Genomic DNA, 16,279 nt, shown 5'->3' on the forward strand with positions numbered 1-16,279 from the left:
GTCAGACATACGTTTTGAGATTTCGTCTCTTTTTGACGAATCAAGGCTGTATGTTTTGTCAAGATAGGTAGAGGCAATAAATGAGAGATTGATGATCTTTAAGTCTTCGTCAGAAAATGAGTATCCATACTCAAATGCCTCATTTAAGATCGGTTCGTATGTAAGCCTGTCTTTTTTCAATGCCATAAGTAGTGCATAGTTGTATTCATTTACAACCTCGGTTTTCATATTGACCTCCTTGGCTATTCTGACGGCTGTCATAAATTGTTTGATGGCTTCTGTTATATCCTTATTGTAACTGTGTACAGTTCCTTTGTAATTATAGAGTTGTAACAGGATTTGTGCGCAATCCTGCTCATCATGGTATTTGGGAAGGACCAAAGCTATCCCTTTGTCAAACAAATCATGGCAGAATCCGGCTTCGCGATGAAACTTTACCATGAATCCCCCAAACATAAGGTAGGACGAAGCCATAAATGCCGTTCCGCCAATTTCACGGCTTAGCCTTATCAGTTCATGTCCCAGCTTCTTTGCTTCATCCTTGTTTCCTTTCGATGCTGCTTCTCCAAGTTCAAACAGGCATTTCCGATATTTTACGTTCGGATCTTGTGGATTACCTTGGGTCGCAATTTCTTTGTATGCACCGGTCATATTCTGATTGGGGATGTCTATTAAGCATATCTTGCCTTTCATTTCAGACAGCAGGATATCATAGACTTCTCTCTTTTTATAGTCAATTAGAATAAGCGCAACCCCTGCGGGCAGTCGTTCGGCAATATCCTTTATTACTTCATTCAGAGCTTCCACATCGCCAATGCGGGATATGAAGAGGGTTATGCCGAGTAGATTGTCGTTTCCGACAAATGTCTTGAAACTTGTAACAAGACGAATATACAAGTCTCGTAGTTTATCTGCACTTAGAGAACTGACAGATGTCAATTCTGACTTGAATGAAGAAAAATCCGCCCAATCCCAATCGGGATTTTTCTCTACATCCATGGAAAACGAATCTATCCATGTTTTTATCAAGAACTTATAAAAGTCTGTTTTATCATCATAGTCAGCTTTGAAACCGACAATTATATCCGACGTGCAGCCATGTTCGGAGGCTTCAAGCCGTATGAATCCTTCTACAATTTGATAATCAGTCGGTTCGCAAACGAGACAATAAATCTTTGCATCGGGAAATTTCTCCCGATTTTCAATCCATAAGTCCTGTACGTTGCTGATTCTTATGGCTATCGGATTATGTTCGTTATTTATCATGGATTAAAATTAAGTAAACCGCCTTTTATATTTGTCATCGCAGAACCATCCACATCAACGGTTGCTCCCGTTGCTTTCAGTGTGGCAGATGCTTTTATATCTATCGTAGCCGCCTCTTCCTTAATGGACGTATCGCTTTTTATTTTTGCCTCGGACTTACCTTCAAAAGTGGATGTTTTGCCAAGTACTTCAACCTCTGAATCGGCTTCAATTCTTATCTTTTCGTCAGCAAGTATCTCCAATTCTTTGGAATGGATGGTTATTTTATCCTTTGCATCAATGGTGATGGTATTGTCACCGTTCAAGATGATTGTGCTTCCGGTCGGATCAGCAATGGTAACGCTTCCTTTTTCATCATCAAGCGTTATGGTACAACCGCTGCGGGTAGTCAGGCTTTTTGTTTTGTTTGAACTGCCGCCACCGGTGCCTGACTTTCCATGGAATAAGCTGCCAAGTACAAACGGACGGTTCGGGTCATCATATCTGAATGCCACCATGACTTGGTCTCCCTTTTCGGGTATGAATACAAATCCTCTGTTTGTGGCCACTTTGTCGCTTGTACCTGCGTCAGGAGTGAGCACCCGTATCCACGAGGTTTGCATCGGGCCGGTCTGCCAGTTCATCTTGACTTGGACGCGGCCTAACTTTTTCGGGTCCTCGTTGCTGACAACCACGGCCTGCTGTGTATGAGCGACAGGCAGAGGTACATCCGGGCATGGAAGGGTGGGAATAGAAGACGGAAGTGCGGTGAAATAGTTCTGGTAACTGTCACCCATACCGGCTACGTGGGTTATTTCCGTAATGATATAGGTGCCGATGCTATTTTTTACGTGGATACCTATTCCTGTATGGATAGCGGTATGAACATCTATGATACTGCCCACCGTGAGGATGCGGCAATCGCTTTCTCCGGTGATGAAACTGGATGCGGCGCTGTCGCTTTGCTGCTTGCGTTGGAAATAGGCATCAAGTTCACCCTTATTGGTTATGCGCGGCTCCGCCCGTTGGACAGCGGGAGCGGTAAACAAAGCCAATGACGAGTCAAAGGCCGCTTGGCCCAATGTGTTTTGTCCGGCTGCGGTATCGGGGGATTGGCTGTTATAGGTCTGGTCGTTCACCGAATGGTAAGAACTTCCCTTTATGGGTCGGGCAAGTGTCTGCGAACAGACATCGAGCACAGACAGTTCCTCACCGTATGTCAGCTTGGTCGTCGAGCCGGCCTGTGGCTTCCCGAAGACAAGGTTCTGTCCGTCGTAGTAGAGCCATTCCTGATATTGGCGGGCAAGCCGTTGTATGAATCTGAAGTTGGTTTCCTCGTACTGGCATTCGTATTCCATCTTCGATTTCGTTTCCGGATTGACAAGAGCTTGTACTCCTGCCTTGTCTGTAAGTTCCTTGACGATGTCAGACAAGGATTTGTTGCACCATGAGGCACAGGTGTGGTCCGACTCCAGCAGGAATGTTGACGAATATCCTGTCACTTTTATATTTCCGTGTGTCCCACCGGAACGATGAAGCCCCACCATGGTGGCCACGCCGACAAAAAAAGTGCCGCCGAAGTCCATGATTACTTTTTTTCCGACCCAGTCTTTTGATGCCTCCGGGATTTCCACGCCATAAATTTCTACGGCCTGAATATCCAGCGTTATCTCAAAGTAGTGGTGCTCATTGATGCTCTGCTTGAGCATCAACTGCACAAACGACGGCATGGGTATGCCAGCTATTTCCAATGTGATTTTTTTTTGTTCCAGCATGGCGGCATTATATTTGACGGTTTATATCCAAATTGCCAAAACCGTCCGGCGGAAGTCCGTCGGACGGCCTGACAAATGTTTTGATTTAGGATTTACCTATGTACGCCGATTTATTTCTTCGGCCAGCGGTTGTCAAGAGCTGCGCTGCCGACAATGATTTCTTCAGCGGAGAACGTAATGGTGATTGTCATAGGCACATCGTTGTTCGCGTCCAGAGTTTCCGAGTAGTGAACGATGTATGCGTTCTTGAACTGGATCTCCTTCATCTTGGCATCTTCCTCCGTCTTTTTGTAGATAATCTTTCCTTCTACAGGTTTGAAAGGACTGTTCAACATCGCTTCGATGACAGAAGTGTCTTCTGTTGATTCGATGGTTGCTTTTACTCTACCACCCAATACGCTTGAAGAGGGCATACCTTTAGGGTCCGTGTTACGACTGAACTCATAGTTTGAATAAAGGACGTCAAATTCCTTGTTGTTAAGTTCCAATGATGCTCTAAATGCCATAATACTTGGATTTAATGGGTTAAACTTAATTTTTACTGCGGTCTCTCCGTCCTTGCGCCCTAACCGGTATAGATGCAAAAAAAAGAAAACCTCAAAAACGATTTTTGAAATTTCCTCTCAGCCTCCGGATGACTCAGTTTTATTGTGGGAAAAAGAGAAGAAAATAAAACATCATCTTTGATATGAGCAAATATAAGTCCTTGTCTTTGTTTCTCCAAATTTTTTAGTGCGTTTTTTTGGCTGTTGTTTTCATTTTAACACGTTTTAAACTAATGTTCGTGTATAAAGCCACTGTCCTATATGATTAGAAACACGCCCCGTTGATGATGTGTCGCTATTAAATTGATTCCCGGTATTGTACAATAACACTTGTAGAAGAAGTTTCATCAGGAACGGACGAAACCGTCGGAAAGCAAACTGCTGCCGGAATGCAGAAAAACGGTATCCACCGCATGAAAGTGGCAGATACCGTTAGCAGATTGACTATACAGTCTGAATGTTTGCGTATGTCCTAATTCTTACGTCCATATCGGCAGATGAGCAATGAGCTTAATACCAGGAGTGCAAGGGCAATCATCCATGTATAGATCTTCCGTTCCTTTTCCAAATGTTCGATGTCCGCCGCTTGTTGTTTGGAGCAAGTTGTCAGTATATTAATCTGGGATTGTTGTGCCTTGCAGATATCCATAAGTTCAGCATTAATCCGTTGCTGTGTATCCAGCGAAGTTTGGATGTTCTTGAAGTTGCGGTTGGTCGTATATGCGTCACGGATATATCCGGGCGTGCTTACCTGTAACGAGGGAACCTGTATGCTGTCCGGAAGGTATGTCAGTTCTGCATTATTGCGCCGTTCCGTTGCGAAGCTGTTGAACAGGAGTATGCCAACAAGTGTGCCGCTGATCAGAAAGGCTATTAATGCTATGATGGCAAACATTGTGTTTGATGATTTTGCGACAGGTTGTTGGTACTCTCGTTCAAGCCATGGATGATGGTTCATCGTGTGAGGCGGAATGGATGTTCCATACTCCACAGTCCGGACTTCGGCATTTTCTTCGGTCTCTTTTTTCTCAAGAGCCTTACGTCTTGATATATCCATAAATTCGCGCTTGGCAATCTGGTATTTATCCGCTTGATAAATTACAAGGTCGTTTTTTACCAGCCAGTCAAGAACGTCCTTGACACTCCGTTCTGATACCTTGAGGTTGCTGATGCTCCAAAATATTTCTGCACAAGATACCCATATTGGCTTCTGGAGGCACTTCTGATATAGGATTTCAAGAATCTCTGCCTGTAGTTGTTCTCTTGTTGGTTCCATTTTATTTACAGTATTAATTGTTTCGGAATAAAATAATATTTCTTGCCGGCGATGAATACAGGTCTGAAAAGGTTGCGTTGATAAATGTCTTCCAGTCTCTTCATCTTTGAAATCAGGGCTGTATAGCCACTATTAAAGTCCGTCAGTTCAACCTTTCTTTTCTTCAGTTTCTTCACCTTTGTTGAATTTAAAAGGCTGTCATTGGCCATGACTCCCGTCTTACAATAGAAGATTTGAGCCAAATATGGATTTCTGGGCAATACTTTTCGATAGAAACTTCTGTTTATGCTTTTCTTTTGCCGGTTAAATTGCTTGCGAAGCACTCTTAGCTCCTTTTTCCCTATGTTATCTGAGAACTCCGGGAGCAGTCCCCTGTAGCTTTGCAGCAGTTCCATCACTTCCTTGTCATCGAGTAGATATCCATATTCGTACCCGTCCATTATACTGTCCGCTACGGAGGCCTTTATATAGTAGGTGTCATTCACGCTGTTTCTATCTATATCGTCAAGGCTCATACTGTCAGGATTTTCCGTATGATGGAATATATGCATCAGTTCGGATGTGGGACGGCTTCTTAGGACACCTATATTTCGCTCATAATCTTTAAGTGAGTGCAACAGTAGGCTGTCCGTTTCGAAAGATTGCCATAATACGGAATCCAAGGCTGTTTCCAAAGCGTTGCTTTCCAGCCTGTTTCTACCTTTAGGGAATAAGATTCCTCCTACCGTAAGGCTGTTGTATGGAGCATCGTACAGGTATAAGTTGGCATCCGTAGCTTCTATGTTCTTGAACAGCTCCGTCTTTACCAGTCTGCTGTCTGCGATATAATTGGATATATGGTCTATGTATTTCGTAGAATGGCTGTCCAGAATGGATTTGGCCTGCAATAGGAAGTCTTGATAAGAAGTGCCTGACGCTCTGTCTATCTGGGCAAACAGAAGCCTTGCCGGTTGGGTTGCCAGCCACGAGAGTTGTTGCTCGTGCAAGGATAAAGTTTGTTTTGACCCTAAAATGACAAATACATTGTTGCTGAAACGGCTTTCGTTATCATAACGGGAGATTTGTTTGATAGCCCCGCCAAAACCGTAAAACGATGATTGTTCCTCTTGTTCGTTTTTCCGCTTGGAAGAAATGGATTGTTTGATATAGTCGAGCCAGGCTGAAAAGTCCTTGGTTGGGGCCAAATGTCTGTTTTCTCCGTTGGAGGATATGCAGGTTGCCGAGAAAGTGTAGTCATACCCGGGCTTCATTTTCAGCTTTAGGTTCTGTAGCACATTGATATATGGGGATAGATAAGGCAGGTCGGCATCATTGAACAGTAGATGTATGTTCACGTTTTTGTTTTCCGCTTCCATCTTTCGGACATCGGAAACCATGATGTCTCCGCCTTTGATATTGATAATCTTATTCCAGTTCTTGTCCCAGACGGACAAAGGATAGTTCAGCCGGATATTCCCATTCGTTATAGGCCCTGCCGGGTTTCCATCCAGGTTGAACAACATCGTACCCTGAATATTCGCATTATGTAATGCCAACGTATCGGGATACATTAGGTTGACAGCACACAACAAAGAATCACGGTATCGTGAATAATCAATATGATACACCTCATTTTGGCCGACTTCTGCAAGAAGGTCAGCGGGAACCCACCCTAAAAAGCGTTTGGTACTGTCTGATAATGCGGGAACATTGGAAATCAATGCGGATTTGCCGCTCTTGTCCAACTTGTATAGGTAAACAACCTCTCCGCTAACAACTACCGCATCCGTTGTTGTTTTCAAAAACGGCTCTCCATATATTTTCAGGGTATCTCCATTGAAGAATTGATGGATATCGAACAGCTTGTTAATGCTGTTTATGCCTATACGGTACCTTATCGGCTGGTTGTTGCGGGGATTAATACGGGCATGGTCGTACATCAGTACATTTTCCGATGGTATCCATCCGGCATAATTGACTTTACGGGGTTCCTTAAAGTGTCTCTTGCTGTTATACAGGAAGCCTATTATCGACTTGGGCTTGCCTGTAATGTCTGGGTCAGCCTGAACGAGCTTGTAGGTTCCGTTCTTTTCACCTACTATGTAATAGGGTGTGCCAATCCCGTGTGAAGACCGCTTACGTTGGAAATACGGGTCTTCATAACTTTGATTTCCGGTCCTGTCCGAATAGACAATTCTGTTTGTCTTGCTTTTCTTTGTTTTGACAGGAGCTTCTGTTGATTCCGGATAGTTGAATATATCCCTATCCATTATTTGTATTCTGTCGCGGATGGACACTTGGGCAGATACGTTGCACGCAAGAGTAATCATCACGGCCACAGAAAACAGATTTCGTATGAGATTCAGTTGTTTCATTTTTCAATATAACTTTGTGTCACATGGATGGACTTGACGCAATTCAAATCGTCAATTTTCACATCATCAATACTCACACGCTTTTTCCTGTTGCTTTCAAGAAAATGCAGTCCTTGGCAATAGCCGTTGAAGTCATTGTATTTTTCATCATTGATGACGACCACTACCTGGTCTGCATCAATGCAAAAATATTTGTTACGGATATAATTCGTATGTTCGTAATAGACCGACTTTTGTGAGACTTTGGCGTCAGCTATGGCTTGCAAGTGTTTTTTTATATCATTCTGTACCAGTACCAACGAATCCACCGTGACCAGTTCCTCTGCTTTTTCAAAGCGTGGGAGAATGGTTATACGGTGCTTCACCGGATATTTCGTCGTATTGGTTTGTAATGAGATGGTGTATTCTCCCGGAATATCATACGAATACACGACTTGCTGCTCGTATGCGTCCACAGTACCGCTTTCTCCAAATTCCCATAGCCACGTGTCCATACCATAGCCTTCTGCCGAAAAGACCAGCTCTTCACCTTGATAACCCTCTGACACTCCATTTATACGGGGTATGGAATCAATGGCCTCATGCTCCAGCCCTGAGATAACTTTGATATACTTGTTTACGGAGTGTTTTCCGTCTATTTTCAAAGTAATAAGATATTTGCCGGCCTTACGGTAAGTGTATGACACATCCGTATTTCTCATCAGTGTATCACCGTTTCCCATTTCCCATATGAGCCGCTTGCCTTTAATCGCTGCCGTATCGTTGACTAATAGCTCCAACCGCTCATTGACCTCATAATGAAAATTATCATTGGTGTCATACACATAAAAGTCAATATTGGCAAGGTGCGACTTCGAAGGCAGGAACAAAAACAAAAGGATACCTGCTATGGCAACCAGTCCCAATATGATGATTGTTATAGTTTTCTTATTATCCATCGCGAATGTTTTATAAATTGGCTTTACATTCTTCCAAATCCCGTTCAATCAGTGCATTGTTATGTACCAGACTGTTCAATTCCTCTTTTATGTCGAATTGGCATTTAAGCATTCTGGAGGACAACACGCCGAAAAGGAATTTCGTATTCATATTGTTTTCCTTGTATATATGCTGCAATTGGTAAATCCCATCCTTCACCTCGTCCATCTTTTGTACTTGATGAATGTTGAAGTCCAGAGAGTCAATCTCATTCCAGATGTTCTGCGCTTGCTGCATATGTGTATGCTGGATTTCAAAAATGCGTTCGGAATGGTTGATTTCGTTTATCAACTCCGAACTGTCCTCTGTCGGTACGTTGAGTATATACCGGCAAAGTATGATATAAATTGCGGCTACTGAGAAAATCAGCAGCAGGAGGAAACGGATGTTTCCCCATAGCATTTCGTCTTTTGTCATGGCTTCGTCAGTTTATTCTTGGTTAATTCCTGATATTTGATTCTACACTTTTCAAGTTGCTCCATGTTGCTTTCACGCTTTTTGCTTTCGCGGTCAAGGTCATCCATTGATGATTGGATGACACGGATCTGTTCAAGCATAGCTTTATACACTTCGTACTTGCTTTTATCGGCCTGCATCGCAATGTCATTTTCCATTAATAACCGTTTTTTGGTTATCAATTTTTGCATGTGCTTGTGTTCACTCGAATTTCGCCGCTTGGTCTTCAGATTGTTCAAGTCCCGGAACAATTCTTCTATCTGGAAGTTAAGTTCTGCCTGTTTCTTGAACACATTGTCATATTCGGCCTTCTTGCTTTCAAGAAGGGATATTCCCTTTTGTGCAGTCACAATCGTTACGATACCTCCGGTTGTGGTAACAATCAGTGTGATAGCGAATACCAAAGTAAATCGGAGTTTCGCTTTCAAACGAGCTATTTTGTTTTCTGCTTCCATACTTGCTATGATTTAATCGATCAACCTATAAATGACCATGATCGTTTCTTTTGAGCCTCTATTGTTTCGTGACTTTCGTCTCCTACTATAATATTCTCACGAACCATTCCGATGTATTCCAGTTCACTCATTTTGTGGAACATATTGCTGAGCAGTGTCACAAATGCCCCTGCCGTCTGCAATGACTGGTTTATATTGGTATGGTCATACATAAGCTTGGTTAGGCTCTCTATCTTCGTGATAAATTCAGAGGGTGTGACATTGGTCCACTCATAGAAATATTGGAGCAATTGTTCTCTTTCCGTTTCGGAAAGACTTTGAAGAGCGGAGTTCAGACCGTTTGCAAGCTCATTCACGGCCTGCACAAGATATATCGGCGGTTGCTCTAAGGCGATTTGTTCGATAAAGAAGATTCTTGAGTTGTAAAAGGCCGAGAAAGCCTTACACAGCTCAAATGTATTATTGGCAAGCGTATCTCTACGCTTGTCAGCAACATTCCTGCTGTAAATGAGTTTCACGTCTTCTTTTATCGACTGTAGGGTACGTGCCAATTGGGAAATGAATGTTTTGATCCCATCGTGGCAAGCGGAATGTTGTACCGGTGGAATATATTGATGATTGATTTTATAGGTATTCCCTTGTCTGCATACCTCTGCCACCAACAAAAAATTCTGGCTGTAGAAAGATTTGTTGACTTGGTTTTTGGGAACGATATGGAGTTTTATGCTCGGCAAGACATACGGGTGATGCAAAGGCACCTCTTCCGGGTCCGGTTCACCGACAGGTATCAAGTGATACGGATCTACGGATATTAGTACCATATACTCGCTGTCCTCGGCTTGCAGACCGGATTCTGAAATGGTTGCACAGGGTTTCTCATCCCCGTATAAACCGTCGTAATAAACGATGGGTAGACCGCCTTTGGTGATTGCGTTGCAGCTTTTCAGGCGGACACAGAGAGTGGACATGGTATCACCTGAAATCTCTATTTCAAGATTGTCACCTATCCCTTCAAGGACCTCTCCAAGACCATAGTTATAACTGGTCAGACTCCTTCCTGCTTCGCGGTTGAGAGCTTCCGTTTGGCAATACTGGTTTGCAAAGAAATGCTGGCTGGTCAGCTTCAGACCATTGACCCAGTTTACAGGCAAATATGTTAGTGTTTTCATATATTATGATGTTTTTGTTTCTACTTGTACACGTCGGATATATATCGTTTGATTATTCTTAATCTTATTGCCCTCACTCGTCAGAGTGGGGTCAAGTATTCTTATGAACAACGGGAAGTTAAACCATTTTGAGGTATAGAACATCCATCCGATTTGTATATCTTCCTTCTCTGTTTCAATCTTGTTTTGGGGGAAACGCCTGTTTTGGTCTTCGATAACCCAATTGAACCAATTCCCAAGAGATATTTCATTGGGCAGGCGGACAACCAACGAAGCGTATGTCGGGTCTTTTATATTCCGTTTGATCTTGACTTTGACCGTTCGGAAGCCGAAGTTGTCTATGTTGTCCCAATATTTCCGGTCAAAGGTCCCATAGCTCAATTCCCATGGGGTATATATCGGATGTGGAATGTCCAGGAACAGGGTCCTGCTATACATAATCAGATACGGGATTGCAAACCAGAGGATATTTGTTGTGTTCCATAATGAATAAGGCAGTTTGCTTATCAGTTCAAACAGCAGATAATAGCACCATCCGCCTAAAACACATATCGTGGTTAGAGTGAGAATGATAGCTGTTCGGGAGTTGCCAATACCGATTGCTCCGAACAAATCGGAGGTAGAAAGTTTGCAGAACAATGTCCCGAGGAGGATATAGGACAATATCGTGAATGTCAAGCCTCCCCAAACATATTCATTTTTTAGAAAACCGAACAGACCAGGTAAAGCGACGACAATGGAAGCCAGAAGAACGAATATGATTAACTTCTTCAGGCTAAGTTTGCTCTTGATCGTTTTTATTCCGGTCAAGACAAATATCATTATGGCTACAAATAATGGAGCCAATAAGTAGCGAGCAAAAAAATACAGCAACATCTTCATTGTATAAATTTTTTTATAAGTTCATATTATATCCTAATCGGTTTTCTCCGAGTATAAAATCCGTTTCTCCATGTATCAGATAATCAACTTCGATATTTCTTGTTGAAAGGATGAAAAATTCAAGTATCCGGCGGACATTGGATAGATGCGTTTTTATCTCTTCATACTCATCAGTCGGAGTGTCTATGATGATTGTTGCCATCAAATCATCGGTTTCGCTTATCATTAGACCATTAAGACCTAATGTCTGTCCGATACATCCGGAGCCGACTGAAAGGTAAACCGGCTCTTCTATCTTATGGACTTCCAATCGCAGTTTCACCTTCAATCCCAAAACGATAAGAAGCAGTTGCTCGATAGCGGGTAGGTTCTCTTTATACCTTTCTGCATTGCAGAGGAATAGGAACAGCTTATATTTCTGATGGGACGTAATGGACAGTTCCACATCCTCAATTACTTCTATTATCTTGATGAAGTTCTTCCTGGAGTCCGGGTCGGAAAAGAAATTCAGATGACGGTTATTGATACGGACCTTTTCTTTGAAAAATTCTGTATCAAAGGGCGCAAAAAATTGAATCAGTTCTTTATCCTGTTTTTCATTGGCTCGGATGGCTTCAACTATCTCTTTGTTACTCATACCCGGTGTACTAAGCACCAATGGATGAAATAGCAATTCCGGCAATTGATGGTAGATGCTGTTTCTTGCCAGATTCAGCAATATATATTCTTTGTCGGCATTTGCCGTCGCAATATGCTGTTCCGAAACGCTTAATACATCTCTGGATTTCACACGGCTGTTCATACCATGGCAATTAACCATAGTATGGTCCACCAGCCGTCGGTCAAGAATAAATTGAAGTTCATCATAAAAGATTTCTGCGACGAAATTTATTGCCTGACTTCGTTGGATGTTTTCCAAGGGCTTCTTTTGTGCTAACATTGTTCCCATATCAGTTCACCGTTTCTATAGTTTATGACGATGTTGTCACCCGGTCTGATTTGTTCAGAAACAATCAGACGGGATACGGACTTCTTGATATAAGTCCTTATGATTCCTGCTATCGGACGTGCGCCGTATTTGGGAGAATAACCTTTGTCTGCGAGATGTTGCAATGCTTCATCCGACAAATGCAACTGGATGTTTTTCTGTTTCATCAGTTGTTCTTGCAATCTTCCAAAATGGAGGTTGAATATCTGTTTGGCGACATTTTCATCTATTGGCGCAAACGGAACCACCTCGGTGAGACGTCCCAAAAATTCAGGTCGAAAATACTGTGCCATAACCTCGATGAGCTTTCCGGAATCAGGAGTATGCCCGGATTGTATCTGTTCTACGATCCACTGGCTTCCGATATTAGAGGTAAAAATGATTATGGAATTTGAAAAATCTCCTTCCCGGCCCAGTTTATCATGTATTTTGCCTTCATCCATCATTTGCAGGAAAACATCATAAACGCTGCTATGGGCTTTCTCAATCTCATCGAATAACACTACCGAATAAGGTTTCTGCCTGATTTGAGTGACCAGTAAGCCACCTTCCTCATATCCTACATATCCCGGAGGTGCACCATACAGCAATGCAGCCGAATGTTCTTCCTTGAACTCGGACATGTCAAATCTGATCATGGCTGATTCGTCATCAAACAGTAACTCGGCCAGTGATTTTGTGAGTTCTGTTTTCCCCGTTCCTGTAGGACCAAGGAAGAAGAATGAACCTATAGGCTTCTTGGGGTCACTCAGTCCGCTGCGTGATTCTATAATGGCATCTGATAAAGTCGTAATAGCCCGGTTCTGTCCTTTGACCCGTTCTTGCAATTTGCTCTCGATGCTCAAAAGTCGGTCCTTCTCGCGGGCTTGTATTTTTCCGATAGGTATATTGGTGCACTCCGCTACAATCGCCTCTATTTCCGAAGAGCGTATCTCTTCAATGGACTGGTCGGATAGAGCCTTTAATTCTTTGATGATGCCCGACAAATGCCCTGCTTTTATCGCGATGTCATCTTCTTTATCCCATACATAGTTGTCTGACAGTTTGGTGGTCAATACGACACTGATTTTGCTGAATACAGAACGGTACAGTAAGTAAAGCGCCCCTTCAGATATTTTTTCGTCGAGACTCTTTATTTCCTCAAAATCCGTTTCCAAATCAGATACACTGGCTCGTGCATTCTTATTGCATAGCCGGACGGCAGCAGCGGTTCTGTCAAGCAGGTCGATGGCGGCAGATGGCAGGCTGCGTTCCTTAAAATATCGTTTGGAGAGTGCGATTGAATCTTTAATACACGCATCTGAAATTCTCAACTCGTAATAGTTTTCAATCCTTTTTTTATGTAATTGTATGGCACTTTCAAGTGTAGCCGTATCCAGTTCTTCAATCTTTATGATATCAAGACGCCCTTCTATCGGATGCTTTTCGATGTTCTTCCGGTAAGAATCGTTCGTGAGTGTGAGAACAAGATTTGCGGCTCCCTCGCTGATTTGCGCACTTAATATGTTGATAAGTGTGGATGCTTTGCCTGATACGCTGTTCTCCAAAAGAACCTGTAAATCATCAATCACCAGCACAGCTTGTTCCAATTGGTTTAGCTTGTGCATCAGATTGACAACTTTTTGTGCTATCTCCGTTTCAGACGAGGTTGATGCGAGCAGTTTTGCCGTATTGAGTCCGACAATAGATATTTGCTTTAACATCTCATCTTCATTCTCACAAATATCTTTGACAAAGGCGTTGATGATGGAACTCTTTCCGATACCGGATTCACCGACAATCAGTATGCCCTTGTTCTCTGAGCGTTCGAGGCATTCTAAAATAGTACGGACCTCTTTTTCCCTACCGACGACAAAGCCACCGGCATTGATGGTTTCTTGCTTTTTCAGGTTGTCGGCATAAGGAACGCTTGCTGTTATCTGCATTTCCTCTCCTTGATAAGAATGCAACGGGGTAAGGGCATTGTAGTGGGACAATATGTCATCTTCCGAAACATCCAGCATCTCTATCTGCTGATGCGAATACACGACACCTTCACGCAATATGGCGGTAAACACACAGATGGAGTCTATGGAATCCGCTCCTAATTTAATTTTAGACCGTTCGGATTCATCCAAAACCTTTGACAGTTCTTCATCAGGTTCCACTTCTTCTGTGGAAGTGCCACTGGACCTATACATTTCGCGATGGGTGTCAAACCATTCCATTATGTAGCCGACATCCTTCTGCATCGAGGATAAAATTTCCTTTAGACCCGTGTTTTCTGCAAACATGGCCATGACAAGATGTGACACGCCGAACGTGTTATGCTTGTCTTGAAGTGCCATTCCTCTTGCTATCTTAAGGGCAGACACCAAACTTGGGCTATAATTGCTATCATTCATACGAATTTGATTTTATAGTTTGAATTACATACAGAGCGTTCAGTCAAATCTTTTTCAAGATAATGGGCCAATTCTTCCAGATTGGGAATTTCATCTTTATCAAATTGTCCAAACTTTATCTTGACCTCTGTCACTCTGATTAATCCTTTTTTGCTGTCAGGAGATATAGTCACGCCATTACCGACTTCGACTGATTCAACGTGTTTTCCCAGCTTGTGCAACAAGTAGCTTTTGATGTCTTCTTTAGATATAATCCGTTCCCGGGACAACAGACCGTACCTTAAACTATTAATAAGTTCCTGTTCGCTATCATGCGTTGTTCCTCCTTGCATACAAGTGCGCAACATGATGCCTGAAGCGTCATATTTTTCTATGTTGAATTGTTGTATCAGTGTGCGTTCATTGAAACCGTTCGCCAGAGAACCGGAAGTCACCCAATATTTTATCTCGGCATTGGTCGCATCCTTTTGGGGGACACTTAAAACAAAGGCCTTTATTTTGTTATCTCCTTTTAGCGTGGCCTCCAATCCTTTCTCTATATCATTTATCTTGTTGAACAACTCTTTGAGCTGCGTCGAAAGTGCATCCGGATTCATTGAAGCAAAAGCACTCCCGTCTTCTTTCATTAATTGTAACACTTTTGAAATTAATGAGCGGGCGCTGTCCGAATCAAATCGTTCAAGGTCGCCAAAATACAGGCTGAATATACCTGTCGGATTTTCCTCATACTGGTTCAGTCGGTTTACATACTCCCGGCCTTTGTTGTCTTGAAACGAGCGTATGTTCAAGAATTGTGTACGGCTCGGACATTTCAGGGGTATAATTCGTCCGGTGGAACGGAAATTATGCTGTTTGTAAATGATTTGTCTGTTTACAACCGGAAATGTGTTCAAATATACTTCCAGATTTTCAAGACTTTCTTTCGTGAATATTTCCGGAAAGACTATCTTGACCCAAAAGAGATTCTCAGAGTCGTCCGGAACCTCGCAGTCGGCCACATAACCGGGAAACATTTCTCGGTAGGTATGCTTCTCTTTGGAAGCATCTTTTATACTCACATTAAAATATAGGTCACTATAAAAATCGCGGATTTCATCAAAGTAGTGCGCATTACTATATGGATCTTCAACATGGAGGCCTGTTTTTGCATTCAATCGGTTTCCTGTGCAGTCATAGAAGAAAGCCATATTCATAAACGGAAGCAACCCCATATCGGAAGGCTTGATACAAAACATTACAGAGTCCATTTTTTGCAGGACTTCTTTAGACACATCCAGCCCGACCCAGACGCAATAATCCGCTATCCGGTTTTTAGGGCCAAGGAAGCGTGTTGGAGTGCTAAAGCTATCGGTTGAATGCCTTATACTATCGTTGTATGCGATTGCTTTGACTTTTGCATCAACCAGCTTATAGGAAAACAAAGGAGTTATAAAAATTTGAATATCCCCTTTGCCAAATATGTTTTTCTCTGCATAAAAATGATCTTCAGCATCAAGTTCGCAACATTCCCCATGATTGGGGGTAATAGTCATGAGTGCATGAGCCGGTTTGGGCAGAGTCCATTTGTTTCCTATGAGTATTCTGGATAGGCGGTGAAGTATCCGTGAGTCGGACTGCTCTATTTCTTGATACAGTTTGTTGGACTCATGGGCAAAAACTTCAAGCAGCAAATCTATTACTGGGTCCATATCGCGTATATCAGATACGCCCCAAAAATCCATAGCCTGCTTTACTATTCGTTCCTTTATTGCAATTTGTTTCTTGTCGGGCAT

13 protein-coding genes are annotated in these 16,279 nt (G+C 42.7%); all 13 read right to left on the minus strand.

Annotated elements, in window-relative coordinates; translation table 11 throughout:
- On the minus strand, positions 1–1,266 hold a 1,266-nt coding region (locus WKT20_RS10795; protein ID WP_340417349.1), incomplete at its 3' end, for a hypothetical protein.
- Positions 1,263–3,020 carry a type VI secretion system Vgr family protein gene (locus WKT20_RS10800; RefSeq protein WP_340417350.1) on the minus strand — a complete coding sequence of 586 codons (1,758 nt, stop codon included), beginning with the start codon at positions 3,018–3,020 and terminating at the stop codon, positions 1,263–1,265. The genes WKT20_RS10800 and WKT20_RS10795, both read right to left, overlap by 4 nt.
- 110 nt (positions 3,021–3,130) lie before the next feature.
- Complete coding sequence (gene tssD / locus WKT20_RS10805; RefSeq protein WP_004310139.1) at positions 3,131–3,526, minus strand: type VI secretion system tube protein TssD; 396 nt, start codon at positions 3,524–3,526, stop codon at positions 3,131–3,133.
- Between the two features lie 511 nt (positions 3,527–4,037).
- Positions 4,038–4,841, minus strand: a complete 804-nt coding sequence (locus tag WKT20_RS10810; protein ID WP_032589197.1) for a DUF5457 domain-containing protein — start codon at positions 4,839–4,841, stop codon at positions 4,038–4,040.
- A 5-nt stretch (positions 4,842–4,846) separates the two neighbouring features.
- Positions 4,847–7,195: a type VI secretion system protein TssR domain-containing protein gene (gene tssR, locus WKT20_RS10815; protein WP_340417351.1), complete on the minus strand. Its 2,349-nt coding sequence runs from the start codon at positions 7,193–7,195 to the stop codon at positions 4,847–4,849.
- The gene (locus WKT20_RS10820; protein ID WP_065762683.1) at positions 7,192–8,133 is read right to left on the minus strand and encodes a PKD domain-containing protein; all 942 of its coding nucleotides are present in this window, start codon (positions 8,131–8,133) and stop codon (positions 7,192–7,194) included. The genes tssR and WKT20_RS10820 overlap by 4 nt, the downstream gene beginning before the upstream one ends.
- Before the next feature lie 10 nt (positions 8,134–8,143).
- A complete protein-coding gene (gene tssO / locus WKT20_RS10825; protein WP_004310143.1) occupies positions 8,144–8,590 on the minus strand; it encodes a type VI secretion system TssO in 447 nt (148 codons plus the stop codon).
- The gene (locus WKT20_RS10830; RefSeq protein ID WP_007897010.1) at positions 8,587–9,084 is read right to left on the minus strand and encodes a hypothetical protein; all 498 of its coding nucleotides are present in this window, start codon (positions 9,082–9,084) and stop codon (positions 8,587–8,589) included. The genes tssO and WKT20_RS10830 overlap by 4 nt, the downstream gene beginning before the upstream one ends.
- Before the next feature lie 20 nt (positions 9,085–9,104).
- Complete coding sequence (locus WKT20_RS10835) at positions 9,105–10,253, minus strand: hypothetical protein (protein ID WP_004310145.1); 1,149 nt, start codon at positions 10,251–10,253, stop codon at positions 9,105–9,107.
- Between the two features lie 3 nt (positions 10,254–10,256).
- Positions 10,257–11,135 (minus strand): TssN family type VI secretion system protein, encoded by an 879-nt coding sequence (locus tag WKT20_RS10840; RefSeq protein WP_340417352.1) that lies wholly within the window; start codon positions 11,133–11,135, stop codon positions 10,257–10,259.
- Positions 11,136–11,148: 13 nt separating this feature from the next.
- Entirely contained in the window at positions 11,149–12,084 is a 936-nt protein-coding gene (locus tag WKT20_RS10845; protein ID WP_340417353.1) for a hypothetical protein, read from the minus strand.
- A complete protein-coding gene (locus tag WKT20_RS10850) occupies positions 12,069–14,507 on the minus strand; it encodes an AAA family ATPase (RefSeq protein ID WP_007897007.1) in 2,439 nt (812 codons plus the stop codon). The genes WKT20_RS10845 and WKT20_RS10850 overlap by 16 nt, the downstream gene beginning before the upstream one ends.
- Entirely contained in the window at positions 14,504–16,279 is a 1,776-nt protein-coding gene (locus WKT20_RS10855; RefSeq protein ID WP_340417354.1) for a hypothetical protein, read from the minus strand. The genes WKT20_RS10850 and WKT20_RS10855 overlap by 4 nt, the downstream gene beginning before the upstream one ends.

Source organism: Phocaeicola sp. ICN-14070 (assembly GCF_037892625.1).
Classification (GTDB): domain Bacteria; phylum Bacteroidota; class Bacteroidia; order Bacteroidales; family Bacteroidaceae; genus Phocaeicola; species Phocaeicola plebeius.